Annotated in this window: 16 protein-coding genes; 9 read left to right on the top strand and 7 right to left on the bottom strand. The window is 65.3% G+C overall.

What is annotated here, in order from left to right; genetic code table 11:
• The first annotated feature begins 77 nt into the window (after positions 1-77).
• Positions 78-1,274 (top strand): MFS transporter, encoded by a 1,197-nt coding sequence (locus P8T11_RS05725; protein WP_268077844.1) that lies wholly within the window; start codon positions 78-80, stop codon positions 1,272-1,274.
• A 13-nt stretch (positions 1,275-1,287) separates the two neighbouring features.
• Here P8T11_RS05725 and P8T11_RS05730 read toward each other — a convergent pair whose 3' ends face one another.
• Positions 1,288-2,109 carry a MetQ/NlpA family ABC transporter substrate-binding protein gene (locus P8T11_RS05730; RefSeq protein WP_268077843.1) on the bottom strand — a complete coding sequence of 274 codons (822 nt, stop codon included), beginning with the start codon at positions 2,107-2,109 and terminating at the stop codon, positions 1,288-1,290.
• A 188-nt stretch (positions 2,110-2,297) separates the two neighbouring features.
• Between P8T11_RS05730 and rocF the strand changes: the two genes are divergently transcribed.
• Entirely contained in the window at positions 2,298-3,263 is a 966-nt protein-coding gene (gene rocF, locus P8T11_RS05735) for an arginase (RefSeq protein WP_418910249.1), read from the top strand.
• Positions 3,264-3,335: 72 nt separating this feature from the next.
• On the opposite strand, the gene P8T11_RS05740 is transcribed toward rocF, so the two are convergent.
• Positions 3,336-4,076, bottom strand: a complete 741-nt coding sequence (locus tag P8T11_RS05740; protein WP_268077842.1) for an IclR family transcriptional regulator — start codon at positions 4,074-4,076, stop codon at positions 3,336-3,338.
• A gap of 229 nt (positions 4,077-4,305) precedes the next feature.
• On the opposite strand from P8T11_RS05740, the gene P8T11_RS05745 reads away from it, so the two are divergent.
• Positions 4,306-5,514, top strand: a complete 1,209-nt coding sequence (locus P8T11_RS05745) for an ABC transporter substrate-binding protein (RefSeq protein ID WP_268077841.1) — start codon at positions 4,306-4,308, stop codon at positions 5,512-5,514.
• A gap of 64 nt (positions 5,515-5,578) precedes the next feature.
• Positions 5,579-6,640, top strand: a complete 1,062-nt coding sequence (locus tag P8T11_RS05750; RefSeq protein WP_268077840.1) for an alcohol dehydrogenase — start codon at positions 5,579-5,581, stop codon at positions 6,638-6,640.
• 48 nt (positions 6,641-6,688) lie between these two features.
• Here P8T11_RS05750 and P8T11_RS05755 read toward each other — a convergent pair whose 3' ends face one another.
• Together P8T11_RS05755 and parS are read right to left on the bottom strand one after the other, a co-directional pair.
• Complete coding sequence (locus P8T11_RS05755; RefSeq protein WP_268077839.1) at positions 6,689-7,201, bottom strand: RES family NAD+ phosphorylase; 513 nt, start codon at positions 7,199-7,201, stop codon at positions 6,689-6,691.
• Positions 7,198-7,683 (bottom strand): type II RES/Xre toxin-antitoxin system antitoxin, encoded by a 486-nt coding sequence (gene parS / locus P8T11_RS05760; protein ID WP_268077838.1) that lies wholly within the window; start codon positions 7,681-7,683, stop codon positions 7,198-7,200. Before parS ends, P8T11_RS05755 begins: the two co-directional genes overlap by 4 nt.
• 163 nt (positions 7,684-7,846) lie before the next feature.
• Between parS and P8T11_RS05765 the strand changes: the two genes are divergently transcribed.
• Positions 7,847-8,224 (top strand): DUF423 domain-containing protein, encoded by a 378-nt coding sequence (locus P8T11_RS05765; protein ID WP_050444688.1) that lies wholly within the window; start codon positions 7,847-7,849, stop codon positions 8,222-8,224.
• A gap of 66 nt (positions 8,225-8,290) precedes the next feature.
• Positions 8,291-9,199 carry a DMT family transporter gene (locus P8T11_RS05770; RefSeq protein ID WP_268077837.1) on the top strand — a complete coding sequence of 303 codons (909 nt, stop codon included), beginning with the start codon at positions 8,291-8,293 and terminating at the stop codon, positions 9,197-9,199.
• A 35-nt stretch (positions 9,200-9,234) separates the two neighbouring features.
• Here P8T11_RS05770 and P8T11_RS05775 read toward each other — a convergent pair whose 3' ends face one another.
• On the bottom strand, positions 9,235-9,873 hold the full coding sequence (locus P8T11_RS05775; RefSeq protein ID WP_268077836.1) for a glutathione S-transferase family protein: 639 nt from the start codon (positions 9,871-9,873) through the stop codon (positions 9,235-9,237).
• Positions 9,874-9,876: 3 nt separating this feature from the next.
• Complete coding sequence (locus P8T11_RS05780; RefSeq protein WP_268077835.1) at positions 9,877-10,974, bottom strand: PQQ-dependent sugar dehydrogenase; 1,098 nt, start codon at positions 10,972-10,974, stop codon at positions 9,877-9,879.
• A 210-nt stretch (positions 10,975-11,184) separates the two neighbouring features.
• Here P8T11_RS05780 and P8T11_RS05785 point away from each other — a divergent pair, with 210 nt between their 5' ends.
• Positions 11,185-11,796, top strand: coding sequence for a glutathione S-transferase family protein (locus P8T11_RS05785; RefSeq protein ID WP_268077834.1), 612 nt, complete (start codon positions 11,185-11,187; stop codon positions 11,794-11,796).
• Positions 11,797-11,841: 45 nt separating this feature from the next.
• Here the strand turns inward: P8T11_RS05785 and P8T11_RS05790 are convergent, their stop codons facing one another.
• Positions 11,842-12,816: a LysR family transcriptional regulator gene (locus P8T11_RS05790; RefSeq protein WP_268077833.1), complete on the bottom strand. Its 975-nt coding sequence runs from the start codon at positions 12,814-12,816 to the stop codon at positions 11,842-11,844.
• A 120-nt stretch (positions 12,817-12,936) separates the two neighbouring features.
• Here P8T11_RS05790 and P8T11_RS05795 point away from each other — a divergent pair, with 120 nt between their 5' ends.
• Positions 12,937-13,914, top strand: a complete 978-nt coding sequence (locus tag P8T11_RS05795) for a Bug family tripartite tricarboxylate transporter substrate binding protein (RefSeq protein WP_268077832.1) — start codon at positions 12,937-12,939, stop codon at positions 13,912-13,914.
• 36 nt (positions 13,915-13,950) lie between these two features.
• On the top strand, positions 13,951-15,432 hold the full coding sequence (locus P8T11_RS05800) for an N-acyl-D-amino-acid deacylase family protein (protein WP_268082436.1): 1,482 nt from the start codon (positions 13,951-13,953) through the stop codon (positions 15,430-15,432).
• Position 15,433: the final 1 nt, after the last annotated feature.

Below are 15,433 nucleotides of genomic sequence, written 5' to 3' on the forward strand. Positions count from 1 at the left end.
CCTTACGGCATTCGGACTTTTATGGAATAAGGAAATACTGGCGTAATCCCTTATTTTATTCCAATAAAATTCGCGGCATGCAGAACCGTAGCAACCGACAACCACAACCCGCGTCCTCCGTGCCCGCCTTGATGTTTGCCGTCAGTGTCGTGGGGTCCAACGGCTTGGCGCTAAGCCCCATCCTGACCGACGTGGCGCGCTCGTTTTCAACGTCGGCGCTGACCATCAGCACCGCCATTTCGGCCTACGGCGCAGCCACCGCCGCAAGCGCCTTTTTCCTGGCGGCGCGCATCGACCGCATCGGCATCCGCCGTTCGCTCTTGGGCGCCATGCTGGTGCTGATTGCCGCCCTGATCCTGTCCGCCACCGCGCCGCACTGGCTCGTGCTGACCTTGGCGCAAGCCTTGGCGGGCGCGGCGGCGGGTGTCATCCTGCCCGCGGCCTACGGATCAGCATCGCTGGTGGCGCCCGTCGGGCAAGAGACGCGCACGCTGGGGCGCGTGATTGCCGGGTGGTCGGTGTCCCTGGTGGCGGGCGTGCCCTTGTCCGCGCTGATCTCGGACGCCGTCGGCTGGCGCGCTACCTACGGCACCCTGGCCCTGTGCGCCACGATTGCACTGCTCGGCCTACGCAAGCTGCCGGAACGCCGCGCGGAAAATCCCGCCCCGCTGCGCCTGTCGCGCTTGCTTGCCCCGCTTTCCTATCGCGACGTGCCCGTGCTGCTGCTGGCGTGCCTGGCTTTCTCGTCCGCGTTCTACGGCGTCTACGCCTTCCTGGCCGACCACGTCCGCACGCTGTTGGCGCTAAGCGCCGGCAAGGTGGGCTTCATTGCCTTTGCCTATGGCGCGGGCTTCATGCTGGCGGGGTTTGCCGGCGCGCCGCTGATCGAACGCCTGGGGCCGCGCCGTGCCTTGCCGCTGGCCTTGGCGACCATTGCCACGGTGTATCTGCTGTTGTTGCCCGCTGCCCAAGCCTTGGCGGCGGTGCTGGCCATTGCCGTGCTGTGGGGTGCCGCGTCGCAGATCAGTCTGAACCTGCTGGTGTTGCTGCTGTCGCGCGCACGGCCCGACGAGCGTGGCGCGGTGCTGGGCTTGAATACCTGCACGACCTATCTGGGCGCCAGCGTGGGCACGGCGGTCGCCGGCACGCTCTACACGCATGCGGGCTTTGAAGCCTTGGGGGTGTGCGCGGCGGCCGTGGTGGGCCTGGCCGCGCTGGGCCTGCATTGGCGTTTGAATGGCCGCCGCGCCGAACGGCGCGAGGCGGCCGCGTAGAGAGGCTGCTGGCCTACCAGGGGAACGTGATCAGGTCGCCGTACAAGCGCTTCAAGGTCGCTTTGACCTCGGGCGAGTTCTGGTAGATGGCAATGAACTTCAGCAGGCGCGGGTCTTGCGCCTTGTCGGGCGTGGTGACCCAGCGGATGGCGTAGCGGCGGATGCTGGCGGGGTCGGTATTGTCGAACGCCAAGCCATCTTTTTCATTCAGGCCCGCCTGCTTGGCAAAGGTCGTGTAGGTGACCGACGCCGTCACGTCATCAAAGGTGCGCGCGGATTGCGAGCCTTCAATCTGCACGAACTTCAGCTTCTTGGGGTTGGCCACCACGTCTTGCAGCGTGGCCTGATGCGCCACGCCGGGCTTCAGTTTGATCAAGCCAATCGATTCCAGCAGCAGCAAGGCGCGGCCCGTGTTGACCGGGTCGTTGGGCACGGCGATGGTGGCGCCGTCCGGCACCGTATCGCCCTTCTTCAGCTTCTTGGAAAACAGCCCGATGGTGGTGGAATAGCCATAGGCGATGGGGGTCAGGTTCGCGCCCCGGCGCTGGTTGAATAGCTGTAGAAACGGTTCGTGCTGGAAGAAATTGGCGTCAACCGAGCCATCGGCCACGGCGATGTTGGGCAGCACCCAATCATTGAATTCCACCAGTTGCACCTCCAGGCCCTCTTTCTTGGCCTGGGCAATGGCTTGTTCGGTGGCTTCGTTGGCCACGCTGGCAATCACGCCGATGCGCAAGGGCTTGTCTTGCGCGGTGGCCGTGGCGCAAGCCGCCACGCTCAGGGCCAGCACGGCCGCGCCGCGCGTCAGTGTGGAAAACAACGAATGCAAGGGCATGAAAGCCATCCATAGGAAATGAAAGCCGATACGCGCAAACAATAGGCGATCAGGGCCAACAGAAGGGTTGATCGGCGCGCAGCCGCTATTGTGCAGCAGCTTGGCCGCCTGCCCGGCAATAGCCATTGTTGCCCAATGGCGATGATTGACCCAGCACGCAAGCGAACGGCCAAGGTACTATCCGCCCAATGATGAACCCCACCGGAGCCCGCCGCGTGCAGAACCCTGTTGCCTTGCCTACTCAAATTTCCCTGATCGGCGCGCCCACGGATATCGGCGCGGGCGCTCGCGGCGCGTCGATGGGCCCAGAAGCCTTGCGCGTGGCGGACCTGGGTCCCGTGATCGAAGCGCAGGGGTTTGACGTGATTGACCGCGGCAACCTCTACGGCCCCGCCAACCCTTGGCTGCCGCCCCAGAACGGCTATCGCCATCTGGCGGAAGTGGCCGCGTGGAACAAGGCCGTGCATGACGCCGTCTACGCTGAACTCGGCCTGGGCCGCCTACCCATCCTGCTGGGTGGCGACCACTGCCTGGGCATCGGCTCCATCAGCGCCGTGGCGCGCCATTGCCGCGAAGCCGGCAAGAAGTTGCGGGTGCTTTGGCTGGACGCGCACGCGGACTTCAACACCCATGCGCTGACCCCCACCGGCAATATCCATGGCATGCCCGTGGCCTGCCTGTGCGGCTACGGCCCCGCCGAAATCACCGGCATGTCTGGTCAGACGCCCGACATCGAACCCGGCTGGGTGCGCCAGATCGGCATCCGCAGCGTGGACCAGGGTGAAAAGCAACTGGTCCACCAGGCCGGCCTGGAAGTGTTCGACATGCGCTATCTGGATGAAATGGGCATGCGCGCCACGATGGACGCCGCGCTGGCGGGCCTGGATGCCGACACGCACCTGCATGTGAGCTTCGACGTGGACTTTCTGGACCCCGGCATCGCGCCGGGCGTGGGGACCACCGTGCCGGGCGGCCCCACCTACCGCGAAGCGCAGTTGTGCATGGAAATGATTGCCGACACGGGCTTGATGCGGTCGCTGGACGTGGTGGAACTGAACCCCGCGCTGGACGAGCGCAACAAGACGGCGGAAGTGGCCGTGGACCTGATCGAAAGCCTGTTCGGCAAATCCACGTTGATGCGCCGGGGCAGTTAAGCGCAACGGCGCTTTCGCTTTGCGGGGTCGCCCCTGCGCTTTCACCTTTGCGCTTTCGCCTTTAATCGCCCTCTACCCCGCCCGGGCGCGCCGAATGGATTCCGCGGCGTGCTGCAAATGCGCCAGATTCTGATCCCGTGCTTCCCACACGCGCGGCGTCGGCCCGGCCATGCATAGCGCGTACCACTCCCCGCCCAAATCCAGCGCGACCGCCAGCCCCGTCAAGTCCGCCACGCTTTCGCCCACGTTCGCCGCCCAACCCTGCGCCTGGACGCGCGCCACCTCGGCCAGCAAGGCCTCGCGCGTCGTCAGCGTGCGCTCGGTATGTCGGGTGTAGTCAGCAGCCGCCAAGACACTGTCCCGTTCCGAAGCCGGCAACCGCGCCAGCACCGCCTTGGCCACCGCGCTGGTATGCAGGGGCCGCCGCTCGCCGGGTCGCGCGGCGTAATGCACGGGTCGGGTGGACTCCACCACGTCAAGAAACACCACGGCGCCGTCCTGGATCTTGCCCAGCATGACGGTTTCATTGGCCGCATCGCGCAAGGCCAGCAGATGCGGTCGCACCTGTTCCAGCCAGGGGTCGCCGGACTGGATCAGGGCGCTTAGCGCTTGCAGGCGCGCGGTAGGGTAATAACCGCCGCGCCGCCGCACTTCATACAGATAGCCGCGCGCAACCAGGGTGCGCACCAGCGCCAGACAACTGGACATGGGCGCGCCCAAGCCCTGGGCCAATTCCGTCAGCGGCATCGGCCGCCGGGCCTGCGCAAAAAGCTCAATCAGATCCAGCGTGCGGGCGACGAGTTTCACTTCCATGGTGGCAATTCCCGTGCGGCCTTACCCGAGCAAAAACCGCGAATCTGCTAGGTAATCCACTATGTTGACTTTTCAGGGGCGTAAACCTAAATTCTTGCACAGGAATTTAATTTCACATACAAGAATTCCGTTTCAGCCGGTCGGATAGCCGGCTGCCCCCTTAAGCGGTACCGCGTCATCACCAAGAACTCAAACAATCGGCTCGTTTCCGGGCCGGGGAGACAGACAGATGCGTATCAAACCCCTGTTGGCGGCCGCGGCCGCCACAATGGCCGCCTGCGCGGCGCAAGCTCAATCGGATGTGGTGCGCCTGGGCGTATCCAATGACCGCTCGGGCATCTACTCGGACTTGGGCGGACAAGGTTCCGAGATGTCGGTGCGCATGGCCGTCGAGGACTTCGGTGGCAAGGTGGCGGGCAAGACCGTGGAAGTGGTGGGCGCGGACAACCAGAACAAGGCGGACGTGGCCTCTGCACTGGTGCGCCGCTGGTTCGACACCCAAGGCCTGGTTGCCGTGGTGGACGGCGGCGCCAGTTCGGCGGGGCTGGCCGCGCAAGGCGTTGCCCGAGAAAAAGGCGGCACGGCGTTGATCAGCGGCGGCTTTGCCGGCGACTTCAGCGGCAAGCAATGCAGCACGCTCAGCACGCAGTGGGCGCCCGACACCTACGCCTTGTCGAACGCCGTGGTGAAAAGCGTAGTGGAAGCCGGCGGCAAGTCCTGGTATTTCATCACCACCGATTACGTGTTCGGCAAATCGCTGGAAAGCAATGCCACCCGTTTCGTGCAAGAAGCCGGCGGCAAGGTGCTGGGCAGCACGCGCCATCCGCTGGGCGCCCTGGACTTCGCCTCATTCCTGCTGCAAGCGCAGGCCTCGAAGGCCAACGTGGTGGGCTTGGCGAGCGCGGGCGGCGACCTCGTCAACCTGATCAAGCAAGCACAGGAATTCGGCCTGACCGGCGGCAAGCAGCGCTTGTTGACCTTCCTGACCTTCATCAACGACGTCCAGGCAATGGGCCTGCCCGTGGCGCAAGGCCTGACCTTTCCCACCGGGTTCTACTGGGATGCCGATGAAGACACCCGCGCCTGGACCAAACGCTGGCAACAGAAGATGGGCGTGACGCGCCCGCCGTCCATCGTGCAGGCGCTGAGCTACGTGGCCACCACGCATTACCTGCAAGCAGCGCAGGCGGCCGGCACCTTCGAGGGCGAAGCGGTCAATAAGAAGATGCGTGAATTGCCCATCACCACCAAGCTCATCAAGAATGCCCGCATCCGCCCCGAAGACGGCCGCGTCATCATGGACCTGTATCTGGTTGAAGTGAAAAAGCCCGCCGAATCCAAGTACCCGGGCGACTTCTACCGCATCTTGTCCACCGTGCCCGGCGACAAGGTGTTCGTGTCATTGGCCGACAGCGAATGCCCCCTGATCAAAAAGTGAATATCGCGCCGCCGCGCCCGGGTGTAGGCTGCTGGCTATAACAACCCAAAACGGAGACATCCCCATGAAGTGCTATTGCGTCGTCAACTTCCGCGAGCCCTTGCAGGAAATGGAACAGCCCACGCCTACCCCCCAAGGGACGCAAGTGCTGTTGAAAGTACGCGCCGCGGGCGTCTGCCACAGCGATATCCACTTGTGGGAAGGCGGCTACGACCTGGGCCAGGGCCGCACCCTGGCGCTAAAAGACCGTGGCGTGTCGCTGCCGCTGACGATGGGCCACGAAACGGTGGGCAGCGTGGCTTCGGCCGGGCCGGACGCACAAGGCTTGTCCAGCGACAAGAACTACCTGGTGTATCCGTGGATCGGCTGCGGCAAATGCACGCCCTGCCTGGCCGGCATGGAAAACCATTGCAGCGCGCCGGCCTGCCTGGGCGTGCATCGCGCCGGCGGCTACGCCGACCACATCGTGGTGCCGCATCCCAAATACCTGATCGACATCGGCGACCTGGACCCCGCGCAGATCGCGCCGTACGCCTGCTCGGGCCTGACCACCTATTCCGCGCTGAAGAAGATCGGCGCGGACATCTACCGCGAACATCCCGTGGTGATCTTTGGCGCGGGCGGCCTGGGGCTGATGAGCCTGACGCTGATCAAGGCATTGGGTGGCGCGGGCGCCATCGTGGTCGACATCGACCCCGCCAAGCGCGCAGCCGCGTTGGAGGCCGGTGCGCTGGCCGCCATCGACGGCGCCGCGCCGGACGCCGCGCAGCAAATCATCAAAGCCGCGGGCGGCAAGCCGGTTCAGGCCGCGATCGACCTGGTCGGCGCGCCCGCCACCACCTCGCTGGCGTTCGACTTCCTGACCAAGGGCGGAAAGCTGATCATCGTGGGCCTGTTTGGCGGGGCCTCGTCATGGCCGATCGCGTTGATACCCATGAAGGCCATGTCCATCATCGGCAGCTACGTTGGCAACCTGGCGGAATTGCAGGAATTGATGGAACTGGTGCGCGCGGGCAAGGTGCCGCCCATGCCGGTGCACCGCCACGCGCTGGCCGAAGCCGACAGCGTATTGGCGGCGCTGCGGGCGGGCAAGGTGGTGGGACGCGCGGTACTGACTACCGCTTGACGCCTGGCCAGGACATACAAAGGGGAGCCTTGTCGGCTCCCCTTTTTTTCACGTGGCTTTCAAACGCGGGTCATACACAAACCGTTCGCGCCGCACCACCACAATGTGTTCCGCATCCGCGTGCGCCGGATTGATCAGCAGGTTGCAGTCGGGCACGCCGCGATAAGGCACGATGGCGCTGGGCAATTCAAGCAGCGCCGAAACGCCGGATTCCACCCAGTTGTCGCCCACCGCCTGCGAGGCTTCGGCAAACGGCACTGCCTCCCAGAATGGAAAGTCCCGCTGCAACTGGTTCACCGTCAGTACCTGACGGGCATCGTGAATGGCGCGCGGTACGGCCACTTCAATCAGATAGCGATTGGCCTGTTCCGATGCCCGCACGGCGAAATGCACCACCGTTTCCAGCACCGCCAAGGCCACGCTGGATGACGTATACACCACCGCCGTGCCCGGGCTGTTGTAGCGCCCGCCCACCGCCGCCGCCCCCGCTCCGCTCAAGTCGTCCGCGCGGTACGTGCCGGCCGTGGTGCCGATGCGCCACAGGGAAATGAAATCGCTCATGCGTACACGCCGGCCGCCGCCCGGGCCAGGGTGTCTTCCACGATGCGGCTGCTGGCGTCTGACGTCAGCAAAGACAAAGGCTTGACGTTGCCCAGCGCGGGCACGGGCGTATTCAGCCACAGCACGGCCTCGTCGTCGCTGCCCAGCACCTGACGCGCCACGCGCGCGACCCTGGCCACGCGCGCCAGGCGGTCAGATTCACCCAGTGGCAGCATCTGCCCTTCCCGCGTCCAGCGCGACAGCGACGCGGCCTTGACCTCGGTGATGGCCATGATTTCGGACTTGGGCACCTGCAGGAAATCGGCCGCGTCGTCCACCATCTGCGCGGGCAGGCCCCGGCGCACATCGCGCGCCATATCGCTCAGCGGGCTGTCCACCAGCTCCTGGAATAACTGCTTGGCGCGCGCCGTCGCGCGGCGTGGCGGACGGGTGGCGGCAGCGCCGCGCTTGTCTGCCGACTTTCCGGGAATGGCGATGGTCATCATGCGCTCCTGTGGTCTTGATACCCTGTTCCAAACAGAATTTATAATATCCCATCTGGAAATTTTGCTGCAAGCGGGAACGCCACGCTTGTTCGCTCCGGCATGCACCGAAATTGGGCATATCATAGGCGGCGTTACACACGATCACTTATAAGGACTGGCAATGACGGACCGGCAGTTGACGATACTTGCGGCGTTGAATCTCATGGTGGCGGTGGGCGCGGGCGCTTTCGGCGCGCATGGCCTCAAGCGCATGCTGACGCCGGAATTGCTGTCCGTCTGGCAGACGGGCGTGCTTTATCACCTGATCCACGCGCTGGGCCTGTTCGTGATTGCACTGCTGGGCGCCCGCTTCGGTTCGCCCTTGCTGTCAGCCGCCGGCGTGGTGATGTTCGTGGGCATCGTGCTGTTCTCAGGCAGCTTGTACACGCTGTCGTTGACGGGCGTGCATTGGCTGGGCGCCGTCACTCCCTTGGGCGGAACCGCCTTCCTGGCCGCCTGGGCCATGGTTGCGCTGGCGGCCTACCGCGCCCAGGGCTGACCTTCACATCATTCGCTTGTCCCCTTCCCCCACGGCGGCAGGAACCGCCGCCCTTGCAGGTTTCCGATGTCTTCCTCATCTGTATTGCCCGCCGCCCGGGACCCCTCCGCTTTCGCAGGTATCGCCTGTGTGGTGGGCGGCATCTTTTTCCTGACGCTTAGCGACGCCAACGCCAAATGGCTGGGCGAGCACTACAACCCGCTTCAAATCCTGTTTCTGCGCGCGCTGATCGCGCTGCCTTTTGTGACGGCGCTTGCCTTGTGGCTGGGCGGGCGGCGCGTGATGCGCACCACGCACCCCGGGCTGCATCTGGTGCGCGGCGCCATCAACGTCGTGTCGGCCTGTTGCTTCTATCTGGGCTTGCGCGCGCTGCCCTTGGCCGAAGCCACGGCCATCGCCTTCGCGGCGCCACTGTTCGTGACGGCGCTGTCGGTGCTGATCCTGAAAGAGCGTGTGGACGGCAAGCGCTGGGTCGCGGTGCTGGCCGGTTTTATCGGCGTGCTGATCGTGGTGCGCCCGGGCTCGGCGGCATTCCAGGCGGCCACGCTGTATCCGCTGACCACGGCTCTGCTTTACGCGGTCATGATGATCACCGCGCGCGGCATCAGCCGGGGCGAAGGCATGTTGACGACCACGTTCTACATCGTGCTGGGCCAATTGCTGTGCAGCGCGGTGGGCTTGCCCTGGGTGTGGCAAACACCCACTGCCGAGCACCTGCCTTACTTTGGCGGCATCGCACTTTTCAGCACGCTGGGTCTGGCCTTGATCACGCAGGGCTTTCGAATCGGCCCCGCTTCGGTGGTGGCGCCGTTCGACTACACCGGCCTGATCTGGGCCACGATACTGGGCTGGATCTTCTGGCGTGAAGCGCCTGATGCGTACGCCTATCTGGGGGCGCTTTTCATCGCGGGCAGCGGCGTGTACATCGCCGTGCGCGAGGCCCGGGCAAAGGGCAAACGCCGCGGCAAGGCATAAGGCCGCGGGCCAGGCGTTGCGCCCAACGGGAATAGCTATTCGGTAGGCGCGGGAAAATTGCGGGCCAATACCCGTGCCACATTCGGTTCCAGCGCCGCCTGGCTGGCCACCGCCGCCAAGGCCGGGCATTCCGCCTGGAACCACGCCTGCCCCGGACGCCAACGTGTCATCACCGTCACATACAGGTCCAGCGCGGAAAATCGCCGGCCCAGCATATGGGGCGACCCGGCCTGCTGCTCAAGTTCCTTCCAGAGCTCCGCGCGCCGGGTATGGACGCGCTCGCGCAGCAGGTCCGCCGCCGCGCCCTCGCCCGCCCATTGCGACGGAATATCCCCGTACGTGAACGTCGGGTACACCGCGCCGACCAGACGCAGCAGCACGTTCAGAAAGTATGCCCGTTCAGGCTTGTCGGCTCCCGGCGCCAAGCCGGCCTGGGGCGCCACGTCGTGCAGGTGCAGGATCATCGCCGCGCTTTCTGTCATGACCTCGCCTTCGGGCGTGATCAGCGTCGGCACCTGCCCCAAGGGGTTCAGTTGCAGCAGGCGGTCGCGTTCGGGCCCGGGTTTCAGATAGGGCACGTCCGTCAGCGTGTGCGGCACGTTGGCCAGCACCAGCGCCATCTCGACAATGGCCGACCCGCACCCGGCCGATCCGATCAACTCGTAGGTCTTCATCGCTTACCCTCCAGATTCCGCCGGCGCCAGCCGCAGCAATTGGCCGGGCGAGGCGTCGGTCAGCACATACACATAGCCGTCCGGCCCTTGCCGCACGTCGCGTATTCGGCTCTTGCGGTCCACCAGCAGCCATTCCTGGCCCACGACACGGTTGCCGTCCAGCGTCAGGCGGATCAGGTTCTGATTACCCAAGGCACCGATGAACACCGAGTTTTTCCAAGCCGGAAAGCGGTCGGCATCGTAGAAAGCCATACCACTGATGGCGGGCGACTTTGCCCACCAGAACAGCGGCGGTTCCGTGCCCGGCGCGGTTTCGCCCTTGGCCTCGGGGATGCGCAGACCAGAATAATTGATGCCATGCGTGGCCAACGGCCAGCCGTAGTTCTTGCCCGGCTGAACCAGGTTGATCTCATCGCCGCCGCGTGGGCCGTGTTCGTTTTCCCAAAGATCTCCCGACCACGGGTTGATCGCCATGCCCTGCGGGTTGCGATGGCCGTAGGACCAGATCTCGGGCCGCGCGCCGGTCTTGCCCACAAAGGGGTTGTCTTCGGGCACCGAGCCATCCAGCTTCAGGCGCACGACCTTCCCTTGCAGTTTGTCCAGATCCTGCGCGGTGGGACGCTGGTTGTTTTCACCCAGGGCAATGAAAAGATGCCCCTTGCCGTCGAAGACCAGGCGCGAACCGAAATGCAGGCCGGACGACAGCTTCGGCATTTGCCGGAAAAGCACCTTGAAATCTTCCAGGCCACTGGCATCGTCGGACAGCCTGCCCCGGCCAACCGCGGTGCCGCTCTTGTCGCCATCGGATTCGGCGTAGGACAGATACACGTACCGGTCTTTCGCGAAGTCCGGCGACAGCGCCACATCCAGCAAGCCGCCCTGCCCGCGCGCCGCCACCTTCGGCACACCGGTCAGCGGCTTTGATAGCCCGCCCGGCGTGCGCAACAGGCGTAGCGTGCCGGGCCGCTCCGTGATCAGCACCCCGCCGTCAGGCAGGAACGCCATGGCCCAGGGATGGTCCAGCCCACCCACCACCGGCGTCACGCGCGCGGCCACCGAAGCGGGTTCCTCGGCCGCCTGCGCGGGCTTGGTCCACAACATGGCGCCCGCCATGAGCAGCGTTGAAACCGAAAAAAGTGAGATTGCGCGTGTGCTCGCGGCGGTGCTTGACTGCATGGACATCTCCGGCGGCAAAGGGCTGAATGCGAGTGCGGGGGCGATGACAAGCTGGCGCGTAGCGCCTGGCGGGTGGCGTACCATAGCGCCCAGGGACGGGAACCTTCCGTTCTTCCTTTCCGGAGACCCCATCGCATGAAACTGTACTACATGCCCGGCGCGTGCTCGCTCGCTTCCCACATCGTTCTTGAGTGGGTCGGCCAACCCTACGAAACGCACCAGCTCAGCCGCGAAGCCCTCAAGGCCCCTGAATTTCTGAAGGTGAATCCGCTAGGCGCCGTGCCCGCGCTGACCGATGGCGATTGGACCCTCACCCAGAACGTCGCCATCCTGGAATACATTGCCGAACAGGCGCCGCAAAGCAAGCTGCTGGGCGACGGCAGCGCGCGCTCGCGGGCCGATGTGCGCCGCTGGCTGGGCTTCATCAATTCCGACATCCACAAGACGTTCTCGATGATCTTCGGCGCGTCCCGCTTCCTGGGCGACGAAGGCGCGCAGAAGGAACTGGCCGGCTCGGCCTCCAAGCTGCTGACCAAGCTGTTCTCGCAACTGGATGCGCAACTGGCGGGCAAGTCGTACCTGGCGGGTGATGCGCCTTCCATCGCCGATGCGTATCTGTATGTGGTGCTGCGCTGGGCGCGCGCCAAGGAAGTGGACCTGGCCGGCCAAGACAATCTGGCGGCGTTCGAAAAGCGCATGGAAGCCGACAAGGGCGTCCAGGCCGCGCTGAAGGCCGAAGGGCTGTAAGACGGCCTAAGCCAAAACGGGGGGAAGCCCGGGCCGGACTCAGGCTCAGCCCTCCTCTGCTTCCCCTTCGAATGGCTTCCCGTCCACGCTATTCGCTTCCAGCGTCTTCTTCACCGCCGCCAGGAACCGCCGCGCCAGCAGCGGCGGTGCGCTCAGGTTCGAATACGTGGCCCATACCTCGACATTGGCTTCGGGCGCGATGGGCCGCAACACCATATGCGCCGACTGCTCGGTCGATACGCACCAGGTGTCCACCAAAGCCGGCCCCAGGCCTTGCTGCACGAACGAACACGCCGTGACCGGTGAATGCACTTCGATCGCCGCGGCATGGCGCGGCCCGTCGCCAAAAAACGCTTGCAGCGCGCGCCCCAATGGTGTGTCGCGGGGGTAGCCGATCCAGGCGGCGGACGAAAAATCCTCGGGCAGCACCACCTTGTGGCTGGTCAAGGGATGGGCTGGCGGCATCACGCACATCACGGGCACCTGCGCCAAGCGCACCGACGTCAGGTTGGGATGATCGGGCGGCTGCATCGAGATGCCGATATCCGCCTGCCCCGACAAGAAGTACGCCGCCAACTCGTCGAACGTGACGCTGCGGTAGTCCACCCGCGCGCCTGCGTTGCGGCCGCGAAAGCGTTCAAGCGCCATCGGAATCAAGCGCTGCCCGAAGCTGGCGCTGGCCACGATCTTCAACATGCCCGCGCCCGACTGCCCCAGGCTGGCGGCCAGATCGTTCACGCGCTGGATGCCGCCGTACACCTGCTCGACTTCCGCATACAGCCGACGCGCCTCTGCCGTGGGCGACAAACGGCTCTTGACCCGTTCAAACAAGCGATAGCCCAAGCGGCTTTCCGTCAACGCCAGCACCCGGCTGACCGCCGGCTGCGACACATGCAGCATGCGCCCCGCGCTGCTGATGGACCCCGACATCATGATGGCCCGAAAGACCTCGATCTGACGCAGGTTCAACGGCCGCCCCGCGCTGGGGCCGACCTCGTCGGCGTAGCCTTCCACATCCATTTTTATTCCCCTTGACCAATAACGGCGGATTATAGGATTGCCACATTTTTCGATGATGCAGTGCCGCAACGCGGGTGTAATCTGCGCCCGTCACCACAACAAAACAAGGGGAATACCACCATGCATCGCACCATCTTCCGCAGCGTATCCGCGCTGGCACTCAGCGCGGCCCTGATCGGCACGGCCTCGGCCGCCGCTTATCCCGACAAGCCCATCACCTTCGTGGTGCCGTCGGCCGCGGGCGGTTCGCCCGATGTGCTGTCGCGCCTGATCACCACCCAAATCGCCAAAGACACCGGCGCCACGATGGTGATTGAAAACCGTCCCGGCGCCGCCGGCAACATCGGCATCTCGCTGATCAAGCGCGCCGCCGCCGACGGCTATACCGTGGGCTACGGCAACATCAACACGCTGGCGGTAAACCGCTCGCTGTTCAAGCGCCTGCCCTACGACGTGGACCAGGACCTGACCCCGGTCGCGCACATGTTCGACCTGTACAACGCCCTGATCGTGCCGGCCGAATCGCCCGTCAAAAGCGTGCAAGACCTGATCGACCGCGCCAAGAAGGAACCCGGCCGCCTGTCCTACGGCGCCTCGGGCGTCGGCACCACCGGCCACATGGGCGGTGAACTCTTCAAGAGCATGGCCAAGGTGGACGTCATGTTCATCCCGTACAACGGCGGCCCCGCCGCCATCCAGGACCTGCTGGGCGGCCGCCTGGACTACCTGTTCGTCAACACCTCGGAAGCCGCGCCGCTGGTCGCCAGCGGCAAGGTGCGCGCCATTGGCGTCAGCAGCCTGAAGCGCCTGGCGCTGATGCCCGACGTGCCCACGCTGGATGAGTCCGGCCTGAAGGGCTACGAAACCGTGGCCTGGGGCGGCGTCGTCGCCCCCAAGGGCACGCCGCCGGAAGTGGTGACCACGCTGAACGCCGCCATCCAGAAAGCACTGCAGGCCCCCGAAGTGCGTACCGGCCTGGCCACGCTGGGCGCCGAACCCGCCACCGGCTCGCCGCAGGAATTCAAGCAATTGATCGACCGCGAAACCGCCAAGTGGAAGCACATCATCGACACCGCTGGCATCGAAAAGCTGGACTAAGCACTCATGACCTTGCCCACCTTGCAGGCTGACTTCATGCAGGCTGACTTAATGCAGGCTGACTTCATCGTGGCGGGCGCCACGCTTATCGACGGCTCGGGCGGCCCCGCCCAGCCGGGCGACCTGGCCGTGCTGGGGGATCGCATCGTGGCGATGGGCAGCTTTGCCCACCCCGCGGGCGTGCCGGTGATAGACGGGCGCGGCCAGGTGCTGGCGCCCGGCTTCATTGATTCCCACACCCACGATGACGGCTACCTGCTGGCGCATCCCGACATGCTGCCCAAGGTGTCGCAGGGCATTACCACTGTCGTTACCGGCAACTGCGGCATCAGCCTCGCGCCGCTTCAGCGCGACAACATTCCGCAGCCGCTGGACCTGCTCGGCCCCGCCGAGCTGTTCCGCTTCGCCACGTTCCGCGCCTGGATGGACGCGCTGCGCGGCACGCCCGCCGCGGTCAACGTGATTCCGCTGGTGGGCCACACCACCTTGCGGGTGGCCGTGATGGACGACACCTCACGCGCCGCCGACGCCGCCGAACGCGCCGCCATGCGTGGCCTGCTGCAAGAAGCGCTGGACGCGGGCGCCTTCGGCGTGTCCACCGGCACCTTCTACCCGCCCGCCAGCGCCGCGACCACCGATGAAATCATCGACGTTTGCCAACCCTTGAAAGCCGCCGGGCAATCGGGCCGCCCCGGCCTGTACGCCACCCACCTGCGCGACGAGGCCGATCACATCGTGCCCGCCATGGAAGAGGCGCTGCTGATTGGCCACGAACTCGATTGCCGCGTGGTGTTCTCGCACCACAAGCTGGCCGGCGAACGCAACCACGGCCGCACCCGTGAAACGCTGGACCTGATCACCCGCGCCGCCGCCGCCCAGCCCGTGTGCCTGGACTGCCACCCCTACCCCGCCACGTCCACCATGCTGCGGCTGGACCGCGCGCGCCTGGCCAGCCGCACGATGATCACGTGGTCCAAGGGCTACCCCGAGGCCACCGGCCGCGACTTCGCCGAGCTCATGCAGGAATTGGGCCTGGATGACGAAGCCACCGTCGCCCGCCTGGCGCCCGCCGGGGCCATCTACTTCCTGATGGACCCCGCCGACGTCAAGCGCATCTTCGCGCATCCGCTCACCATGGTCGGCTCTGACGGCCTGCCCTTTGACCCCCACCCGCACCCACGCCAATGGGGCACCTTCACCAATGTGCTGCGCACGATGGTGCGCGAACAGCAACTGCTGTCCCTGGAAGCGGCCATCCACAAGATGACCGGCCTGGCGGCTGACCAATATGGCATCGCCGGGCGCGGTCTGCTGCGCCAGGGTTATCATGCTGACCTGGTGCTGTTCGACCCCGCCACCGTGACGGATGTGGCGACGTTTTCAGCGCCCATTCAGGCAAGCCAGGGCATCCACGCAGTGTGGGTCAACGGCAAGCAGGTCTGGGACGGAAAACAAACCAGCACGCAACGCTCGGGCCATGTGTTGACGCCCGGTGATGCATTAGTTCGGAGTAATTAAA

The organism is Achromobacter spanius (assembly GCF_029637605.1).
Taxonomy (GTDB): Bacteria; Pseudomonadota; Gammaproteobacteria; order Burkholderiales; family Burkholderiaceae_B; genus Achromobacter; species Achromobacter spanius_E.

Excerpts from the sequence above, each read along its gene's own strand:
- P8T11_RS05725 (WP_268077844.1), top strand. The coding sequence starts at position 78 with ATGCAGAACCGTAGCAACCGACAACCACAACCCGCGTCCTCCGTGCCC.
- P8T11_RS05730 (WP_268077843.1), bottom strand. The coding sequence starts at position 2,109 with ATGCCCTTGCATTCGTTGTTTTCCACACTGACGCGCGGCGCGGCCGTG.
- rocF (WP_418910249.1), top strand. The coding sequence starts at position 2,298 with ATGATGAACCCCACCGGAGCCCGCCGCGTGCAGAACCCTGTTGCCTTG.
- P8T11_RS05740 (WP_268077842.1), bottom strand. The coding sequence starts at position 4,076 with ATGGAAGTGAAACTCGTCGCCCGCACGCTGGATCTGATTGAGCTTTTT.
- P8T11_RS05745 (WP_268077841.1), top strand. The coding sequence starts at position 4,306 with ATGCGTATCAAACCCCTGTTGGCGGCCGCGGCCGCCACAATGGCCGCC.
- P8T11_RS05750 (WP_268077840.1), top strand. The coding sequence starts at position 5,579 with ATGAAGTGCTATTGCGTCGTCAACTTCCGCGAGCCCTTGCAGGAAATG.
- P8T11_RS05755 (WP_268077839.1), bottom strand. The coding sequence starts at position 7,201 with ATGAGCGATTTCATTTCCCTGTGGCGCATCGGCACCACGGCCGGCACG.
- parS (WP_268077838.1), bottom strand. The coding sequence starts at position 7,683 with ATGACCATCGCCATTCCCGGAAAGTCGGCAGACAAGCGCGGCGCTGCC.
- P8T11_RS05765 (WP_050444688.1), top strand. The coding sequence starts at position 7,847 with ATGACGGACCGGCAGTTGACGATACTTGCGGCGTTGAATCTCATGGTG.
- P8T11_RS05770 (WP_268077837.1), top strand. The coding sequence starts at position 8,291 with ATGTCTTCCTCATCTGTATTGCCCGCCGCCCGGGACCCCTCCGCTTTC.
- P8T11_RS05775 (WP_268077836.1), bottom strand. The coding sequence starts at position 9,873 with ATGAAGACCTACGAGTTGATCGGATCGGCCGGGTGCGGGTCGGCCATT.
- P8T11_RS05780 (WP_268077835.1), bottom strand. The coding sequence starts at position 10,974 with ATGTTGTGGACCAAGCCCGCGCAGGCGGCCGAGGAACCCGCTTCGGTG.
- P8T11_RS05785 (WP_268077834.1), top strand. The coding sequence starts at position 11,185 with ATGAAACTGTACTACATGCCCGGCGCGTGCTCGCTCGCTTCCCACATC.
- P8T11_RS05790 (WP_268077833.1), bottom strand. The coding sequence starts at position 12,816 with ATGGATGTGGAAGGCTACGCCGACGAGGTCGGCCCCAGCGCGGGGCGG.
- P8T11_RS05795 (WP_268077832.1), top strand. The coding sequence starts at position 12,937 with ATGCATCGCACCATCTTCCGCAGCGTATCCGCGCTGGCACTCAGCGCG.
- P8T11_RS05800 (WP_268082436.1), top strand. The coding sequence starts at position 13,951 with ATGCAGGCTGACTTAATGCAGGCTGACTTCATCGTGGCGGGCGCCACG.